The sequence below is a fragment of the Shinella sp. HZN7 genome, from assembly GCF_001652565.1.
In the GTDB taxonomy this organism is placed as follows: Bacteria; Pseudomonadota; Alphaproteobacteria; order Rhizobiales; family Rhizobiaceae; genus Shinella; species Shinella granuli.
Genome location: NZ_CP015738.1, coordinates 167,019 through 183,750, shown reverse-complemented (window position 1 = coordinate 183,750; position 16,732 = coordinate 167,019). Strand labels below are relative to the sequence as shown.

General features: G+C 67.1%; 15 protein-coding genes. 4 read left to right on the top strand and 11 right to left on the bottom strand.

Annotation, left to right across the window (positions count from 1 at the left end; genetic code table 11):
- Positions 1-18: 18 nt before the first annotated feature.
- The 10 genes from shn_RS26120 to shn_RS26075 all read right to left on the bottom strand — a co-directional run bounded on the left by shn_RS26120 (position 19) and on the right by shn_RS26075 (position 10,695).
- Positions 19-909 (bottom strand): polysaccharide deacetylase, encoded by an 891-nt coding sequence (locus shn_RS26120; RefSeq protein WP_064333453.1) that lies wholly within the window; start codon positions 907-909, stop codon positions 19-21.
- The gene (locus tag shn_RS26115; protein ID WP_064333452.1) at positions 906-1,643 is read right to left on the bottom strand and encodes an SDR family NAD(P)-dependent oxidoreductase; all 738 of its coding nucleotides are present in this window, start codon (positions 1,641-1,643) and stop codon (positions 906-908) included. The genes shn_RS26120 and shn_RS26115 overlap by 4 nt, the downstream gene beginning before the upstream one ends.
- Positions 1,640-2,422, bottom strand: a complete 783-nt coding sequence (locus shn_RS26110) for an SDR family NAD(P)-dependent oxidoreductase (RefSeq protein ID WP_064333451.1) — start codon at positions 2,420-2,422, stop codon at positions 1,640-1,642. Before shn_RS26110 ends, shn_RS26115 begins: the two co-directional genes overlap by 4 nt.
- A 3-nt stretch (positions 2,423-2,425) precedes the next feature.
- Positions 2,426-3,397, bottom strand: a complete 972-nt coding sequence (gene speB / locus shn_RS26105; protein WP_064333450.1) for an agmatinase — start codon at positions 3,395-3,397, stop codon at positions 2,426-2,428.
- 51 nt (positions 3,398-3,448) lie between these two features.
- Entirely contained in the window at positions 3,449-4,864 is a 1,416-nt protein-coding gene (locus shn_RS26100; RefSeq protein ID WP_084438516.1) for an APC family permease, read from the bottom strand.
- A 383-nt stretch (positions 4,865-5,247) separates the two neighbouring features.
- Positions 5,248-6,006, bottom strand: coding sequence for an amino acid ABC transporter ATP-binding protein (locus shn_RS26095; protein WP_064333662.1), 759 nt, complete (start codon positions 6,004-6,006; stop codon positions 5,248-5,250).
- 29 nt (positions 6,007-6,035) lie between these two features.
- Positions 6,036-7,166 (bottom strand): amino acid ABC transporter permease, encoded by a 1,131-nt coding sequence (locus shn_RS26090; protein ID WP_064333448.1) that lies wholly within the window; start codon positions 7,164-7,166, stop codon positions 6,036-6,038.
- Entirely contained in the window at positions 7,163-8,374 is a 1,212-nt protein-coding gene (locus shn_RS26085) for an ABC transporter permease subunit (RefSeq protein ID WP_064333447.1), read from the bottom strand. Before shn_RS26085 ends, shn_RS26090 begins: the two co-directional genes overlap by 4 nt.
- Positions 8,375-8,439: 65 nt before the next feature.
- Entirely contained in the window at positions 8,440-9,471 is a 1,032-nt protein-coding gene (locus shn_RS26080) for a transporter substrate-binding domain-containing protein (protein WP_064333446.1), read from the bottom strand.
- Between the two features lie 255 nt (positions 9,472-9,726).
- A complete protein-coding gene (locus shn_RS26075) occupies positions 9,727-10,695 on the bottom strand; it encodes a LysR family transcriptional regulator (RefSeq protein ID WP_064333445.1) in 969 nt (322 codons plus the stop codon).
- A 131-nt stretch (positions 10,696-10,826) separates the two neighbouring features.
- Between shn_RS26075 and glyA the strand changes: the two genes are divergently transcribed.
- From glyA to shn_RS26055, 4 genes are all read left to right on the top strand, one after another.
- Positions 10,827-12,104 carry a serine hydroxymethyltransferase gene (gene glyA / locus shn_RS26070; RefSeq protein WP_064333444.1) on the top strand — a complete coding sequence of 426 codons (1,278 nt, stop codon included), beginning with the start codon at positions 10,827-10,829 and terminating at the stop codon, positions 12,102-12,104.
- Positions 12,105-12,195: 91 nt separating this feature from the next.
- Positions 12,196-13,092 carry a bifunctional methylenetetrahydrofolate dehydrogenase/methenyltetrahydrofolate cyclohydrolase gene (locus tag shn_RS26065; RefSeq protein ID WP_064333443.1) on the top strand — a complete coding sequence of 299 codons (897 nt, stop codon included), beginning with the start codon at positions 12,196-12,198 and terminating at the stop codon, positions 13,090-13,092.
- Positions 13,093-13,112: 20 nt separating this feature from the next.
- Positions 13,113-14,009: a formyltetrahydrofolate deformylase gene (gene purU / locus shn_RS26060; protein ID WP_064333442.1), complete on the top strand. Its 897-nt coding sequence runs from the start codon at positions 13,113-13,115 to the stop codon at positions 14,007-14,009.
- A gap of 150 nt (positions 14,010-14,159) precedes the next feature.
- Entirely contained in the window at positions 14,160-15,491 is a 1,332-nt protein-coding gene (locus tag shn_RS26055; RefSeq protein WP_064333441.1) for a D-serine ammonia-lyase, read from the top strand.
- A 96-nt stretch (positions 15,492-15,587) separates the two neighbouring features.
- On the opposite strand, the gene shn_RS37195 is transcribed toward shn_RS26055, so the two are convergent.
- On the bottom strand, positions 15,588-16,718 hold the full coding sequence (locus tag shn_RS37195; RefSeq protein WP_245337489.1) for a caspase family protein: 1,131 nt from the start codon (positions 16,716-16,718) through the stop codon (positions 15,588-15,590).
- Between the last annotated feature and the right edge of the window lie 14 nt (positions 16,719-16,732).

Here is a 16,732-nt window from a genome sequence, read left to right as displayed (position 1 = left end):
CCTTTTCCCCGCCCCGTTTCACCGGACCCGGACGGGTTCGGCATAGTAGGGCAGCCGGTCGATCCGTGGCGACCACAGCCCCTTGTCCACGACGGCGCGCACATGGGCGGCGATCTCCTCCATGGGCGCAAACCACACATCGCCGCGCGTCAGCACCTGCTCGAGGAACCGGTGCACCACCTCCCAGCGCGCAAGCCGCCCGGTGGCGAAGGGATGCACGACCGGCACCCACAGCGCGCCGTGCCGCCAGGCGGCCTCGAACTCCTGCGCGAAGGCGGCAAAGCCCTGTTCCGGCGCGCGGACCGGCATCATGTAGTCGAGGTCGATCGACTGGACATATTGCGGCCAGTCGTCGAGGCCCCAGTGCGACGGAAGCTCGACCAGGCTGCCGGCCTCGCATTCGAGGAGGTAGGGAATGTCGTCGCCCATCAGCGAGGCATCGTATTCGAAGCCGCGCGCGACCAGGAGATCGGCCGAGCGATGCGAGAAGTTGTAGAGCGGCGCCCGCCAGCCACGCGGCCGCCGGCCGCTCGCCTTGACGATCACCTCGATGCCGCGATCCAGCCAGTAGGCCTCGTCCTCGTCGGAAAGCTCGCGCGGATGCTCGTGCAGGAAGCCGTGATGGGCGAGCTCGTGGCCGCCCTCCAGGATGGCCTCGATCGCCTGCGGATAGCGCTCGATGCACCAGGCCGGCACGAAGAAGGTCTGCCTGATGCCGAGCTGGCGATAGCTTTCGACGATGCGCGGGATCGCCACCTTCGGCCCGTATTGCAGCATGGAGATACCGGCGACGCGGCTATGGCCGTCCTCCGGATGGGCGATGTGGATGAGGCTGTCGGCATCCATGTCGAAGGTGATGCAGGCGGCGCATTTCGCGCCGTTCGGCCAGGGAATGGGATTCTTGATCACGGCATGATGCTCCCGCCATTGCTGCCGACGCCCTGGCCGGTGAAGTACCGTCCGCCGGAGCCGGCGAGGAACAGCGCCAGTTCGCCGATCTCCTCCGGCTGGCCAAAGCGGGCGAGCGGGATGGCAAGCTCGCGCGCCCGCCATTCGGCGCTCATGTTCGCCGCGCCGAGCATGTCCGTGTCGATCGGGCCGGGGCAGATGGCGTTGACCAGGATGCGGGGGGCGAATTCCTTCGCCCAGGAGCGGGTGAGGCCGAGCACGCCGTGCTTGGAGGCGACGTAGGGCGAGAAGGTCTCGCGGCCGTAATAGGCCATGTCCGAGGCGATCAGGATCACCCGGGCCGGCGCTTCCGCCGTGCCCTCCATCAGCCCGATCGCCATCTTGCCGACGAGGAAGCTGCCGCGCAGGTTGATGGCGATCACCCGGTCGAAATCGGCGGCGGACGTGTCCAGCAGCGGTGCCTCGTGGATGACGCCCGCGCAGTGCACGACCACGTCGAGCCCGCCGAACCTTTCCTTCACCGCATCGCCGACCGCAAGAACGGCGCTTTCGTCGGAGACGTCGCAGGAAAGCGCCAGCGTCTCCGCCGCACCGGCCCCGGCCGCCGCGGCGGCGGTTTCATCGGGCCTGCGGATGTCGGCGAGCGCGACGCGCGCACCCGTTGCGGCAAAGACAAGGGCGCAGGCCGCGCCGATGCCGCGATAGGCACCCGTAATGAGAACGCGCCGGCTCATGCCATCACCTCGCCGCGATCGAGCATCAGGCCCTGGCCCGTCATGTCCTTCGCCCCGTCCGAGGCGAGGAAGAGATAGGGTGCGGCAAGGTCCTCCGGCTCCAGCAGGCCGGGCAGGACCTGCGCACCGACGATCTCGGCCAGCAGGTCCTCCTCGCTGCGGCCGGTGCGCAGCGACATGTTCTTCAAGGACAGCATGGCCGCCTCCGTGCGCACCCAGCCGGGGCAGACGGCGTTGACGCGGATGCCCCTCGGGCCAAGCTCCTTCGCCATCACGCGCGTGAAGCCGAGATTGGCGTGCTTGGAGGTGATGTAGGCGGCGAAGTCCGGCACCGCGACGCGGCTCCAGATCGAGGCCGTCACGATGATGCGGCCGCCCTCCACCATATGGGGCACCGCGTTGCGGGTCACGTAGAACGTGCCGTTGGTGTTGATGTCGGTGATGCGGCGGAACGTGTCCTCGATGGACGGATCGGGATCGAGCAGCGGGGTGATGCGCTCCAGCCCCGCATTGTTGACCAGCACGTCGATGCGGCCGAGCGGCGCGAGCGCCGCCTTCACGGCGGCGCTGTCGGTGATGTCGCATTCGATCGCCGCGACCTTGCGGCCGAAGCGGGCGGTCATTTCCTGCGCCGTCTCCTGAATGCCCGCGCCGGAGGAGAGGATCGTCACATCGGCGCCGGCGGCGGCGAAACCTTCCGCCACGGCCCGGCCGATGCCCCGGCTCGCCCCCGTGACGAGCACATGCTCGCCGGAGAAGTCATAGTGAAGTCGTCCCATGGTTCAGCCCTTCCTTGCGTGCATGATGCGGCCGATGAGGTTCATGAGAACCTGGGCGGCGAGAATGGCGGTGCCACCGGTCTGGTCGTAATCGGGGGCGACCTCGACGAGGTCGATGCCGACGATGTCGCCGCGCTTTGCAAGCGCCGCCAGGATCTCCAGCACCTCGTAGTAGATGAAGCCGCCATGCGACGGCGTGCCCGTGCCCGGCGCGATCGACGGGTCGAAACCGTCGATGTCGATGGTGACGTAGTAACGCGCCCCGGCCGGCACGCGCTCCACCACCGCCTGCGTGCCGAGCGCCCGGATCTGGCGGACCGAGAGGATATCGGACCCCATTTTCCGCGCATCCTCGTAGCCCTCCCTGGCCGTCGAGGAGACGTTGCGGATGCCGAGCTGCGTGAGGCCGCTGACATAGGATTTTTCCGCCGCGCGGCGCATCGGATTGCCGTGGCCGTAGCGCACGCCGTGGCGCTCGTCGACGAAGTCGAGATGGGCGTCGATCTGCACGATATGGATCGGGCCGTTCTTCTCGCAGTCCTCGGCAAAGGCGTTGACGCAGGGGATATTGACCGAATGGTCGCCGCCCAGCACCACCGGCAGCGCGCCGGCGTCAAGGATCTTGCGCACGCCGAATTCGATATTGGCATGGCTCTTCATCGTGTCGGTGTGCACGATGTCGGCATCGCCGATATCGACGACGGAGACCGCGCCGCTCGGCAGGTAGGTGACGTCGTCCTCGTGGTCATAGGCGCCGCCATGGCCGAAGGAGAAGAGCGTGGAGGCCTCGCGGATGGAGCGCGGCCCGAAGCGGGTGCCGGCGCGCCACTGCGTGCCGCAGTCGAAGGGGGCGCCGAGGATCGCCACATCGGCGTCAATGGCGTCCCAGTCCGGCTGGTAGGGATATTTGCCGAAGGTGCAGATGCCGACGAACGGCAGGTTCAGGCGGCCGGTCTCATAGGAATTGCTGGTCATGGTCGTTCCGTTTCAGATGGATGACAATGGAGGTGACGGGCGCCACGGCCCTTACGGCTCCGTGCCGTTCGGGGCCGCCTTGCGCCAGAGCTTCGACAGCGCCCAGAGGCCGACGGCGACCCCCGCCAGCACCAGCTCGCCGATCAGGAAATCGGTGGTCTGGGTGATAAGGGCATAGCCGGTGAAGGCGACGACGATGACGGGCGGCAGCGGCCAGAACGGCATCTTGAAGGGCCGATGGACATGCTTCTGCGAGATGCGGCTCCAGAAGGCGGCGACCCCGACGAAGAAGTAGACGGTCGCGATCATCGTCCCCGCGAACATGATGAGCCAGTCGAGGCTGGACATCATGATCAGGAACGCCGAGGGGACGAGCAGCGCGGCGACGCCCCAGCCCGGCGAGCGAAAGCGGTTCAGCCCGGCAAGCCTGTTGCCGATTGCCGGCGGCCAGAGACCGTCGCGCGCCGAGGCGAAGACACCGCGGGCGAAATACATCTGGAGCGTCAGCGCGGCGTTGAAGAGCGCCGCGATGACGCCGATATTGACGATCGTGCTCGCCCAGGGGCCGAGCGCGCTTTCGACCGCCGAAACGATCGGCGCATCCGACTGCAGGAAGGCGACCAGGTCCGGCGCGGCGATGACGCCGGCGAAGAGCGGGATCGTGATGAGGATCGAGGCGAGGATCGCGGCATAGATGACGGCCCGGCCGACATCGCGCGCGCCGCCGACAAGCTCCTCGACGAAGCCGCAGACGGCGTCATAGCCGTTCAGGACGTTGAAGGCCGGCGCCAGCGTCGCCAGCGCGATGCCGAGGGTCAGCGGCACGAGCTGGCCGTTCTCCAGCACGACCGGATGGAACACGATGTCGACCGGATTTTGCACCGGGGCGACGATCGCCGCCAGCACGATGAGCCCGACGACGACGAGCTGCACGACGAGAATGGCGATGTTCACCTTCGCGCCGATCTCCACCTTGGTGATGGCGATGGCGCCGGAAACGGCCAGCAGCAGGAAGGCGATCACCTCATTGGGCACGGTGATCCACGGCAGCAGGTTCTTCAAGAAGATCGGAATGCCCAGCAGCAGCGATGCGGGGATCACGATGCCCTGCGTGACGAAGTTGAACAGCGTGATCCAGGCCAGCGGCTCCGGCAAGGCGCTGCGCACCATCGAATAGGAGCCGCCCGTCGACGGATAGGTCGAGGCGAGCTCGCCGAGGCACATGGCGATCAGGACCACGACGACGCTGAGGATCAGCATCGCCCCGACGCCGAAGGTCCCGCCGACCTGGAAGACGCCCGCCGTCAGCAGCAGCACGGCCATGGCCGGCGAGGCGTCGGCCATGGCCAGGCACACCACATGCGACACCTGGAGCCGCCGCCGCAGCGTATGCGCCTCCCCCTCGGCCGCCACCCCTTCATAGTCCGGGCTCCGCCCGGATCCTTCCAGCACTTTCGTCGATGACATCGCTCACTCCCCCTCTTCGCATCCGGCATGGATGCAACCCACGGCCCGACGCCCGCCACGTCGTCGCACGGGCCCGGTCCCTCCGACCGGGCACGCCACGCAGGGGCGCCATCAATCTATAGCCGATTAAAACTTTTACTAAGTAAATTTTTTAGTCGCGAAAACTTTCTTCGTCAACGGCGAATCTTTCGAAACGCGATGCGATTTCCGGCGGGTCGACGGCGGGCAGGATGGGAGATGGGGGCGGGTCGCCAGGCAGGCGCGCTGTGGCGGGCCTCTTCGGCACCGGCACATCTCTGCCGGACGCGGCGTTCCATTTCAGCCGTCGTCCGGGGGTCAGATATACAGCGCGTCCTTGTGCGTCCGTCCGGACGCACGGCGCTTCAGTGCTTCAACACGCGTGCGAGGAAGGCGCGTGCGCGTTCGTTCTGCGGGTTGTCGAAGAATGCGTCCGGCTTGCCGATTTCCAGGATCGCGCCCTGGTCGATATAGACGATCCGGTCGGCCACTTCGCGGGCAAAGCCCATTTCGTGCGTCACGATCATCATCGTCATGCCGTCGGCGGCCAGCTCGCGCATCACGTCGAGCACCTCGCCGATCATTTCCGGATCGAGCGCCGAGGTCGGCTCGTCAAACAGCATCAGGTGCGGCTCCATCGCCAGCGAACGGGCGATCGCCACGCGCTGCTGCTGGCCGCCGGAGAGCTGGCCGGGATATTTGTGCGCATGCGCCTTCAGGCCGACGCGGTCGAGCAGCCTGAGCGCGGTCGCCTCGGCCTCGGCCTTCGACTTGCGGTGCACGCGCATCGGCGCGATGGTGATGTTCTCCACCACCGTCTTGTGCGGGAAGAGGTTGAACTGCTGGAACACCATGCCGACGCCCTTGCGGATGGCGGCAAGCTCGCTTTCGCCGCCGAGAAGGCGATCCTCCTCCACGGGCATCGGGTAGCCGTCCACCAGGAGGCTGCCGTTCTGGTACATTTCCAGCCCGTTGACGCAGCGGATGAGCGTCGACTTGCCCGAGCCGCTCGCGCCGATCACCACCACCACCTCGCCGCGCGCCACGGAAAGGTCGATGTTCTTCAGGACGTGATAGCTTCCGTAGAACTTGTTGAGGGTCTTCATTTCGACGATGGTGCTCATGGAGCGGCCTCCGGTGGTGTTCGCGTCGCTCATCGGCTGCCCCGCGCAAGATGCTTTTCGAGCTTGCGGGCGACGAAGGTGATCAGGGATCCGACGAGGAAATAGGTCAGGAACAGGAACGAATAGACTTCATAGGTGCGGTCGCCATATTGCGGGTTGGCGAGGATCATCTGTCCGGCGCGTAGGAAGTCGGTGAGGCCGATGATGAAGACCAGCGGCGCCGTGTTGAAGATGTCGAGCACGTTGCCGACGAGTGGCGGCACCACCACGCGAAGGGCCTGCGGCAGGACGATCGAGCGGTTGATGTCGAACTCGCTCATGCCGAGCGACCGGGCGGCTTCCGTCTGCCCGCGCGGCACGGCCTGCAGGCCGCTGCGGACATATTCGGCGACATAGGCGGAATAGAACAGCGTGAAGCCGATCATGCCGCGCACCACATCCGCCAGATTGAGCTGCGGCGTCAGCACGGGCATCAGGATCCAGATCCAGTAGACGACCATGATCAGCGGCACCGAGCGCATCACCTCGATATAGGCGGTGCAGATCCAGCGCACGCTGGAAAAGCGGCTGCGGCGGCCGAAGGCGAGCAGGATGCCGATCGGCAGGGTGACGACCGCGGTGACGAGCGTCAGGAGGATGCTGAGCAGCAGGCCGCCCCACAGGCCGGCGCCGGGCGGCGCCATCACGGCGAAGATCGCGATCAGCCCGACAAAACTTGCCGGCACGAGACCCCTGCGGGCCGCGGGAACGCGGGAAATCAGCGCCCAGGACAGCCCGAAGAGAGCGACGAGCGCGGCAACGCGCAGAATGTTCGCAAGGTCCTTCGTCCCCGTCAGGACCAGCGCAACCGCCACCACGAGGAGGAGGCCGCCGGCATGCCGCCCGCGGAACGCGAAGACGCAGCCCAGCGCCGCGCCGAGCAGGGCGGCGATGATCATCGCCGCGACCCAGGTCCGCCACACCTGGTCGACCGGGAAGATGCCGATCATCAGGACGCGCAGGCTTTGCGGAATGATGTCCCATTGCGCCACCGTCAGCGCCCAGCCGGCGATCTGCCAGATGAGCCAGAGCACGCCGGGAATGACCGTGAGGGACAGGAGGACGTCGAACGGCTTGGCGAACAGGTTGTGCCGCGACCATTTCAGGGATCTGGCGATCATCGCGACGCTCCGTGTCTTGTCATGCGGCGGTCGGCCCAGCCGACGGCGGCGCTGATGGCCCAGCTCAGGATGAGGTAGGAGGCCATCACGATGACGATGCCTTCCAGGCTGTGGCCGGTCTGGTTGGCGATGGTGCCGTAGATGTTGAACAGCTCGGGATATCCGATGGCGATGCCGAGGGCGGTGTTCTTCGTCAGGCTGATATACTGGTTGCCGAAGGACGGGAGGACGACGCGGAAGACCTGCGGCAGGATGATGTCGTTGACGGTGTCGCGGCGCGTGAGGCCGAGGGAGGCGGCCGCCTCCCATTGCCCCTTCGGCAGCGCGTCGATGGCGCCGCGCACGATTTCCGCGATGTAGGACGCGCTGTTGACGACGATGGCAAGCAGCAGCGCGGCCATTTCCGGGCTCATGCTCGTGCCGCCACGCGCCTGGAATTTCGAGGCGACGGGAAGGTCGAGGCCGACGATGCCGGTTGCGAACATCATTGCGCCAAGCAGGAGGACGGCGCCGGCGCAGATCCACCGGACCGTGCCGTTGCGATCGAAGAGCACGCCGAGGATGGCGACCCAGAATGCCGTCGCGGTTCCGATGGCGAGGACCGAGTCACCCCCCTGCCAGGTGGGGACGGGGAAATAGAGGCCCTGCTGGCTGATCACGACGCCGTAGACTTTCGCGGCGGCGGCGATCGGCGGGAAATGCAGGACGACGGCGAAATACCAGAAGACGAGCTGGATCAGGAGCGGCGTGTTGCGCACGAACTCCACGCACCAGAAGGAGAGGTTGCGCACCACCCAGTTGGTCGAGAGCCGGCCGACGCCGAGCAGCGTTCCGAGCACGGTGCTGAGAAGGATGGCGAGGACGGCCACCTTGATCGTGTTGAAGATGCCGGTGACGAAGGCCTGGGCGATCAGGTGATCCGACGTGAAGTTCAGCAAGGACGGCCAGACGCCGTCCTCCAGGGCGACCGTCTTGCCTTCGCTGATGTCGAAGCCCGCGGCATCCCAGAGGAAGGAGAAGCTGAACCTGATCCCGTGCCGGGCAAGTCCTTCCTTCACCGCGAAGGCGAAGAGGACCACGAGGACGATGGCCGCCGCGACGATGGCGGACTGGGTGGCGTTGTACCGAATCCGGTTGCGCCGGCGGCGAGCCGGCAGGTCGTCGTCGGCCACGTTACCGGCCACGCTCGCTTGGGTTTGCACAGTCATGTCGAAATACCAGAACCGATTGGGGGACCGGGGCGCGATGCCGCCCCGGTCCGGTCAGGAGGGGATCAGTTCCAGAGCGGCGAATAGATGGCGCCGCCCTCGGTCCACAGGGCATTCGGCGTGCCCTTGCGGTCGAGGAACATCCGGGTGTCCGGGCCGAGATTGCGCGCATAGATCTCGCCGTAATTGCCGGTGGCCTTGATCGCCTGCGCGACGAAGTCGTCGGGAAGGCCGAAATCCTTGCCGTAGCCGCCGCCGACGCCGAGGAACTTCTGGACGAACGGATCCTCGCTCTTCTGCTTCTCTTCGAGATTGGCCTGCGTGATCCCGGATTCCTCCGCCTGGAACAGGCCGTAGGTGACCCAGCGCAGCGCGTTGCGCCACTTGGAATCATTGGCCGCGACGAAGCCGCCGAAGGGCGATTTGTCGAGCGTATCGGGCAGGATCAGATAGTCGGCCGGCGTCGGCGAGTTGCCGGCCCAGGCGGCAAGCGCGGACTTGTCCGTGCTCATCGCGTTGCAGCGGCCGGAATTGAGGGCGGCGAAGAGCTTTTCGAGGTTCTCGTAGGTCAGGACCTTGGAGCCTTCCCAGCCGCGCGCCTTGAAGGCGCTGGTGAGGACCGTCTCGGTCACCGAGCCCTGCGTCGTGCAGAAGGTGGCGCCGTCGAGGTCGGCGAATTCCTTCACGCCAGACTCCGTCTTCACCATGACGCCCGTGCCGTCGTAGAAATTGACCGGCAGGAAATCGATGGCGATGGAGGATTCGCGCGCCGGCTTGATGGTGGTGTGCGCGAAGACGACGTCGACCTGGTTGGTGAGGACCGCATCGAAGCGGCTCTTGTCGGTGACCGTCACGAACTTGACCTTCGACGCATCGCCGAGGACCGCGGCGGCGACGGCGCGGCAGAAGTCGACATCGAGGCCTTCCATCTGGCCCGTCGTCGTGTTGAGGTAGCCGAAACCGGGCGCGGTGTTGTCCGTGCCGCAGTTCAGCGTGCCGCGCTGCTTGACCGTGTCGAGGACGGAGGCCGACGCGTGCCCTGCGGTAACGGCGAGGCCGGCAAACATGCCGGCCGTGAGAAGCTTGATCAGTTTCATTGCAGTCCCCTGTGAATATCGCGAGCGCCCTGCACGCTGGTGCAGAGCCCGGTTCTCATGCCGAGAGCTGATTTGGGCGATAGGGCAACAGCGGCTCTTGCCGTTCTGTAGCGATTGTTCCCGCCATTGGCCTAAGTCCGCCGTTTGGTAGCCAAGCTGCGAACCCATATCAATCGACAGGGGGACGATAGGAACACGATTTGTTCAGGTCTACTTAATTCTGCTTTACGTACTATTTAGCAAAACTGTTTGATTTTAACCGTCGGCATTGCCTGCGGAAGCCGTATCAGGCGGGATCCGCGCCTCGCCCTTGCCCGTGGGCAACCGGCGGCGGGAGCCGATCCGCGCGTTGATCTCCGCGATGAAGGCCTGGACGGCGGGGCTGCGTTTCTCCCCCTTGCGGAAGGCCAGCGAGATCTTGCGGCGGATCTCCGGCTCGACCTTGCAGACCCAGACGTCCTCGAGGTCGTAGCTCGCCCGAAGACCCGGCAGGATCGAGATGCCATAGCCCTCCCGGATCAGCGCGATCGTCACCTCGAAGCCCTTGCAGCGGGCGACGATGTTGGGGGTGAAGCCGGCCTCCTGGCACGCATCGGTGATCATGCGGTTATAGGCCGAGGAGGCGGTGTCGAGCGCCCAGCGCTCGTCGCGCAACTGATGCAGCATGACGGTCGGCTGCTCGGCCAGCGGATGGGTCTGGGACACCATCACATTGAAGACATCCTCCATCAACGGGATCGTCTCGATGTTCGGATCGACGGCACCGGCGGGCACGTTGAGGTCGTCGATGATCGCGATGTCCGTCTGCCAGCTGCGCAGGGCCGCAAGGCTCTCGGCGGGTTCCATCTCGTCGAACTGCACCGTGAGGCGCGGATGGAGGCGATGGAGGCCCTGGATCGCCCCGGCCACCACCGCCGCGGCGACGGAGGGAAAGGCCGCCACCCGCAGCTCGCCGGCAATGACCTTCTTCAGTTCGGCGATGTCGGCGCGGGCCGATTCCAGCTCGATGAGGATCCGCTCCGCCCGTTCGACGAGCTGCTTTCCGGCCGGCGTCAGCTCGACGCCGCGCCCGCGCCGCTCGATGAGGTCGATGCCGACCTCCTGTTCCAGCAGCGCGATCTGCTGCGAGACGGCGGATGGGGAAACGTATAGCGCCTCGGCCACCGCGGCCATGGTCTTGCGGATCGACAGTTCGCGCAGCGCGCGCAAGCGGGCAAGGTCCATTCTTTCCTCCTGGAGCAGCACGAAGAATGATTAGCAAATCAGAACGCATGTGCAAATATTATTAACTTTTTCTGGATCGAAGCCGTGACTAGCCTTTCTCCAAGCCCTCATACCCCTTGCGGAGACTGGTCATGACCGAACAGACGAAAGCCTATTTCAACGCCCCCGTTCACGAGCGCGACCCGCTCGTCGCCGGCGCCATCGACAACGAGCGCAAGCGCCAGCAGGACCAGATCGAGCTCATCGCATCCGAGAACATCGTCAGCCGCGCCGTGCTCGACGCGCTCGGCCACGAGATGACCAACAAGACGCTGGAAGGCTATCCGGGCAACCGCTTCCACGGCGGCGGCCAGTTCGTCGACGTCGTCGAGCAGGCGGCGATCGACCGCGCCAAGCAGCTCTTCGGCTGCGCCTATGCCAATGTCCAGCCCCATTCGGGCACGCAGGCCAACCTCGCCGTCTTCTTCCTGCTGCTGAAGCCGGGCGACAAGGTCCTCTCGCTCGATCTGGCCGCCGGCGGCCACCTGTCGCATGGCATGAAGGGCAACCTGTCGGGCCGCTGGTTCGAATCGCACAACTACAATGTGGACCCGGAAACCGAGGTCATCGACTATGACGCGCTGGAGCGCATCGCCGAGGAGGTTCGCCCGACGCTGCTGATCACCGGCGGCTCGGCCTATCCGCGCGAACTCGACTTCGAGCGCATGGGCAGGATCGCGAAGAAGGTCGGCGCCTGGTTCCTCGTCGACATGGCGCATATCGCCGGCCTCGTCGCGGGCGGCGCCCACCCCTCGCCCTTCCCGCATGCCGACATCGTCACCTGCACCACGACCAAGACGCTGCGCGGCCCGCGCGGCGGCCTGATCCTCACCAACAACGAGGCCTGGTTCAAGAAGCTGCAGGCCGCCGTCTTCCCCGGCGTCCAGGGCTCGCTGCACAGCAACGTGCTCGCCGCCAAGGCCGTCTGCCTCGGCGAAGCGCTGCAGGACGACTTCAAGGTCTATGCCGCGCAGGTCAAGGCCAATGCCCGCGCCCTTGCCGAGACCCTGATTAACCGCGGCGTGCGCATCGTCTCCGGCGGCACGGACACGCACATCGTGCTGGTCGACCTGTCGAGCAAGGGACTGATCGGCAAGCAGGCGGAAGACCTTCTGGCACGCGCCAACATCACCGCCAACAAGAACCCGATCCCGGGCGACAGCCCACGCCCGCCCGAATGGGTCGGCATGCGCCTCGGCGTCTCCGCCGCCACCACGCGCGGCATGAAGGAAGAGGAGTTCCGCACGCTCGGCACCATCATCGCCGACCTCATCGAGGCGGAAGCCGCCGGCACGGCGGACGACGTCGTCGACGGCGCGAAGGCCAAGGTGGCCAGGCTGACGACGGCTTTCCCGGTCTACGCGCACTGAGCGCGAGAGATCCGGACCGACAGAAGGGGGCGCGCCACGCGCCCCTCGTTCCGGCCCGAGCCGGGCCTTGGATGATGCGAAAGGGAACGTCATGGGAATGGACAGGGTTGCGGGCGGTGCGATCATCGACGGCAGGATGTTCGCGGCCGGCCTGCTGGACGACGTCGCGGTGAAGGTCGCACGGCTGAAGAACGCGACCGGCGCCGTGCCGGGCCTCGCCGTGGTCCTCGTCGGCAGCGATCCCGCCAGCGCCGTCTATGTCGGCTCGAAGCATCGCCAGACGGCCGCCGCCGGCATGAATTCCTTCAAGCACGAGCTTGCGGCCGACACGACGCAGGACGACCTGATGGCGCTGATCGGCCGGCTCAACGGCGATCCCGCCGTGCACGGCATCCTCGTTCAGCTTCCCCTGCCGCCTCATCTCGACACCGGTGCCGTCATCCAGGGCATCGATCCCGACAAGGATGTCGACGGCTTCCACATTTCCAATGCCGGGTGCCTTTCCACCGGCCAGCCGGCGCTGGTGCCCTGCACGCCGCTCGGCTGCCTGATGCTGCTGAAGCACCGGCTCGGCGGCGATCTTTCCGGCCTGCACGCCGTGGTGGTCGGCAAGTCGAACATCGTCGGCAAGCCGATGGCGCAACTGCTGCTTTCGGAAAACTGCACGGTGACCATCGCCCATTCGCGCACGCGGAACACGCCGGAGCTCTGCCGCACCGCGGACATTCTCGTCGTCGCGGTCGGGCGGCCGGGCCTCGTGCGCGGCGACTGGATCAAGCCGGGCGCCACCGTCATCGACGTCGGCATCAACCGGGTGGAGATCGACGGCAGGTCGCGCATCGTCGGCGACGTCGCCTTCGAGGAGGCCCGCCATGTGGCCGGCGCGATCACGCCCGTTCCGGGCGGCGTCGGCCCCATGACGATCGCCTGCCTGCTCTCCAACACGCTCACGGCCTTCAGCCGCCAGCATTCCATCCCTATCGACTGATCGACCCGAAAGGATCGCCAATGTCCGCCCTTTCCAACCGCTATGCCCTGCGCGTCGCCTGCCCCTCGATCCGGGGCGTGACCGCCACCATCGCCACCTACCTCTCCGCCAACGGCTGCAACATCTCCGACAGCGCCCAGTTCGACGACAAGAGCACCGGCCGCTACTTCATGCGCGTCAGCTTCCAGTCCGAGGAGGGCCGCACGCTGGAAGCGCTGCGCGAGGGTTTCGCCGAGATCGCCGCGGCCTATCAGGCGGATGCCGAATTCTTCGACGAGACGACCAAGCGCAGGGTCATCCTCATGGTCTCGCGCTTCGGCCATTGCCTCAACGACCTGCTCTATCGCCAGCGCATCGGCGCCCTGCCGATCGACATCGTCGGCGTCATCTCCAATCATTTCGATTACCAGAAGGTGGTCGTGAACCACGACATCCCCTTCCACCACATCAAGGTGACGAAGGAGAACAAGCCGGAGGCCGAGGCCGAGCAGATGCGCATCGTCGAGGAGACGGGCGCCGAGCTCGTCGTGCTCGCCCGCTACATGCAGGTGCTCTCCGACGAGATGTGCCGGACGATGTCGGGCCGCATCATCAACATCCACCATTCCTTCCTGCCGTCCTTCAAGGGCGCCAATCCCTACAAGCAGGCCTTCGAGCGCGGCGTGAAGCTGATCGGCGCGACCTCGCACTACGTGACCGCCGATCTCGACGAGGGCCCGATCATCGAGCAGGACACGGTGCGCGTGACGCACGCCCAGAGCGCCGAAGACTATGTCAGCCTCGGCCGCGACGTGGAAAGCCAGGTGCTCGCCCGCGCCATCCACGCCCATATCCACGGCCGCGTGTTCCTCAATGGCAACCGGACCATCGTCTTCCCGCCCTCGCCCGGCTCCTATGCTTCCGAGCGCATGGGTTAGGCCCCGCCCGCCGCGGGACCCGTGAAAGGCGTCATTCCCGGCACGCGCCTTGCCAGGTCGAGATCGCCGCGGCTATCGCTACCCCCTGAAGACCGGCACGCCGCCGCCAATGGCGCGGCGCGCGCCTCCCACCCGAAGCAGGATCACGACATGGCCATCCACCTACCCGACAATCCCGCCCGCTCGGATGTGCTGGCGGCGCGCCCGACGCTCTGGACGAACCCGCACTACACGGAGAACGCCATCGCGGATGCGACGCTTCCCGTGCGGCCGTCGGATGTGGACGAGGCGCGGGAAAACTGGCGGCGGCTCGCGCCCCTGCTGGAAGCCTGCTTCCCCGAACTGCAAGCCACGAACGGCGAAATCCGCTCCGATCTCGTGCCGCTGGAGGCCATGCGCAAGGCGCTGGGCTATGACGCCGCCGAATTCGGCACCCTTCTCGTCAAGGCCGACAACGCCCTTCCCGTCGCCGGGTCGATCAAGGCGCGCGGCGGCGTCTACGAGGTCTTCCTGTTCGCCGAACGGCTGGCCCGGCGCGAGGGCCTGCTGAAGGCGGGCGAGGACATCCGGCGCCTTGCCGGACCGGACGCGAAAGCCTTCTTCTCCCGCTACACCATCGCCGTCGGCAGCACCGGCAATCTCGGGCTCAGCGTGGGCGTCGCGGCCCGCGCGCTCGGCTTCAGGGCGACGGTCCACATGTCCGCCGACGCCAAGGCGTGGAAGGTCGAGCGGCTGACGCGGCTCGGCGTCGCGGTCGTCAGGCACGACGCCGACTATACGACCGCGGTGGAAAATGCCCGCATCGCCGCCGAGAGCGACCCGACGATCTACTTCGTCGACGACGAGCAATCCCGGCAGCTTTTCCTCGGCTACAGCGTCGCCGCGCTGGAGCTTGCCGGACAGCTCCAGGCCCGCGGCATCGTCGTCGATGCGGAGCATCCGCTGTTCCTCTACCTGCCCTGCGGCATCGGCGGCGCACCGGGCGGCGTCGCCTATGGCGCGAAGACGGTCTTCGGGGACAATGTGCACTGCTTCTTCGTCGAGCCGGTGCAATCGCCCTGCGCGCTGGTCCATCTCATGAGCGGTTCAGCGGATCTCGTCTCCGTCTACGATGTCGGCCTGACCAACCGCACGGAGGCGGACGGCATGGCCGTCGCCCGCATGTCGGCCTTCGTCGCCACCGTCATGCGCCGCATGCTGGCCGGCGTCTTCACCGTCGACGACCCGTCCCTGTTCCGCTGGCTCCTGAGCGCCCACCAGAGCCAGAACCTGCGCCTCGAACCGTCCGCCGCCGCCGGCTTTGCCGGCCCGGACTTCCTGGTGAAGCACCCGGCAGGCAAGGACTTCTGCGCGCAATGGCAGATCGGCGGCCGCCTCGCCCAGACCACCCATGTCATCTGGACCACCGGCGGCGCCTTCGTGCCGGAGGACCGGTTCCAGGCCTTCCTGCGCACGGCGAACGAGATGGGCGGGCCGACCTGACGGCCGGCAACCCGCCTTGGTGCAAAGCGGACATACCGCGGCACGGCCCGTTCGCATCATCGATGCGTGCGCCACCAAGCGCCCGTATCCGCCGCCTCAGAACAAGGCCATGTCGCCGACCAGCAGGTTGCGGGCGAGCCACGGGCTTTGCCGGCCTTCCGTGTCGCGCAGCACGCGGGTCTTGACCGCGGCGTAGAACTCGCCGAGGTCGATGACGCCGTTGGCGTCCGCATCCGCCGCGCCGCGCCCGGCGCCCAGCACCTCGACGATGGCCGAGGTGAAGACGCCGCCGCCCCTGCCGGCGCTTTCCAGCGCCACCTGCCGGCCCTTCGAGGCGGCGAGCACCACCATGGGCGCGCCGGCACGGGTCAGGAGCGCGCCGGCCACGTCGTCGTTGGTCGCGAAGGCGCTGCTGCCGGCAAGGCCCGTATGGCAGGCATCGAGCAGCACCACGACCTTCGCCTCGGCCTTGGCCAGGACGGCCGCGACCTCCCGCCAGACCAGCGCGGTTTCCTTCAGCGCCGCGGTGCGCGTGCCGGGCAGCGCGAGCAGCAATTCGCCCGTCGTGCCGCGCTCGCCCGAGCCGACGGCATGGCCGGCGAAGGAGAAGAGCAGCGTATCCTCCGGCCCCGCCGCCGCGACGGCATCCGCCACCGCCTTCAGGATCGTTTCCGCCCGCGCGGCCTCGTCGGTCAGCAGGATCGGTTCCCTGCGCCCGTCGCCCGCCTGCGCCAGAACCGCCTTCAGGCGCTCGGCATCGCTGCGCGCGAAGGAAAGCGCGGGAATGGCGGGATCGCCGCTATAGGCGTCGATGCCGACGAGGACGGCATGGAGCGTTCCCCGGCCGCCCGCGGGCGGCGGCAGGACGAGGCCCTTCGGCGTGCTGACGAGGCCGTCGGCATCGTCGGCGAGCACGGTGATCCAGTGGCCGCCGCCGGGATCGTCTATCTCGAAGACCGCCTCGGCCGTCGCGCCCGTAACGGCGCGCTCGCTCACCAGGCGGCCGTCGACGAAGACGCGCAGGCGGGCAAGCGCGGTATCGTCGCTGGCGCTGACGACGAGGCGGCGCCGGCCGGCCTCCGCCGCGCGCGCGGAAAAGGCGACCAGCGGCGGCGCGCCGAGCGTTTCCGGCCGCGCGGCGACGTCGTGGCCCGCCAGCACCGCCTGTGCAAGGCCGGGCCGGTGCAGCGCCGCGCCGAACTGGTGGACGGTCTGCAGGCCGGCCATGCCGGCAAAGCGGA

Coding starts and splice junctions, on each gene's coding strand:
- shn_RS26115 (WP_064333452.1), bottom strand. CDS start 1,643: ATGAGCCGGCGCGTTCTCATTACGGGTGCCTATCGCGGCATCGGCGCG.
- shn_RS26110 (WP_064333451.1), bottom strand. CDS start 2,422: ATGGGACGACTTCACTATGACTTCTCCGGCGAGCATGTGCTCGTCACG.
- speB (WP_064333450.1), bottom strand. CDS start 3,397: ATGACCAGCAATTCCTATGAGACCGGCCGCCTGAACCTGCCGTTCGTC.
- shn_RS26100 (WP_084438516.1), bottom strand. CDS start 4,864: ATGTCATCGACGAAAGTGCTGGAAGGATCCGGGCGGAGCCCGGACTAT.
- shn_RS26095 (WP_064333662.1), bottom strand. CDS start 6,006: ATGAGCACCATCGTCGAAATGAAGACCCTCAACAAGTTCTACGGAAGC.
- shn_RS26090 (WP_064333448.1), bottom strand. CDS start 7,166: ATGATCGCCAGATCCCTGAAATGGTCGCGGCACAACCTGTTCGCCAAG.
- shn_RS26085 (WP_064333447.1), bottom strand. CDS start 8,374: ATGACTGTGCAAACCCAAGCGAGCGTGGCCGGTAACGTGGCCGACGAC.
- shn_RS26080 (WP_064333446.1), bottom strand. CDS start 9,471: ATGAAACTGATCAAGCTTCTCACGGCCGGCATGTTTGCCGGCCTCGCC.
- shn_RS26075 (WP_064333445.1), bottom strand. CDS start 10,695: ATGGACCTTGCCCGCTTGCGCGCGCTGCGCGAACTGTCGATCCGCAAG.
- glyA (WP_064333444.1), top strand. CDS start 10,827: ATGACCGAACAGACGAAAGCCTATTTCAACGCCCCCGTTCACGAGCGC.
- shn_RS26065 (WP_064333443.1), top strand. CDS start 12,196: ATGGGAATGGACAGGGTTGCGGGCGGTGCGATCATCGACGGCAGGATG.
- purU (WP_064333442.1), top strand. CDS start 13,113: ATGTCCGCCCTTTCCAACCGCTATGCCCTGCGCGTCGCCTGCCCCTCG.
- shn_RS26055 (WP_064333441.1), top strand. CDS start 14,160: ATGGCCATCCACCTACCCGACAATCCCGCCCGCTCGGATGTGCTGGCG.
- shn_RS37195 (WP_245337489.1), bottom strand. CDS start 16,718: ATGGCCGGCCTGCAGACCGTCCACCAGTTCGGCGCGGCGCTGCACCGG.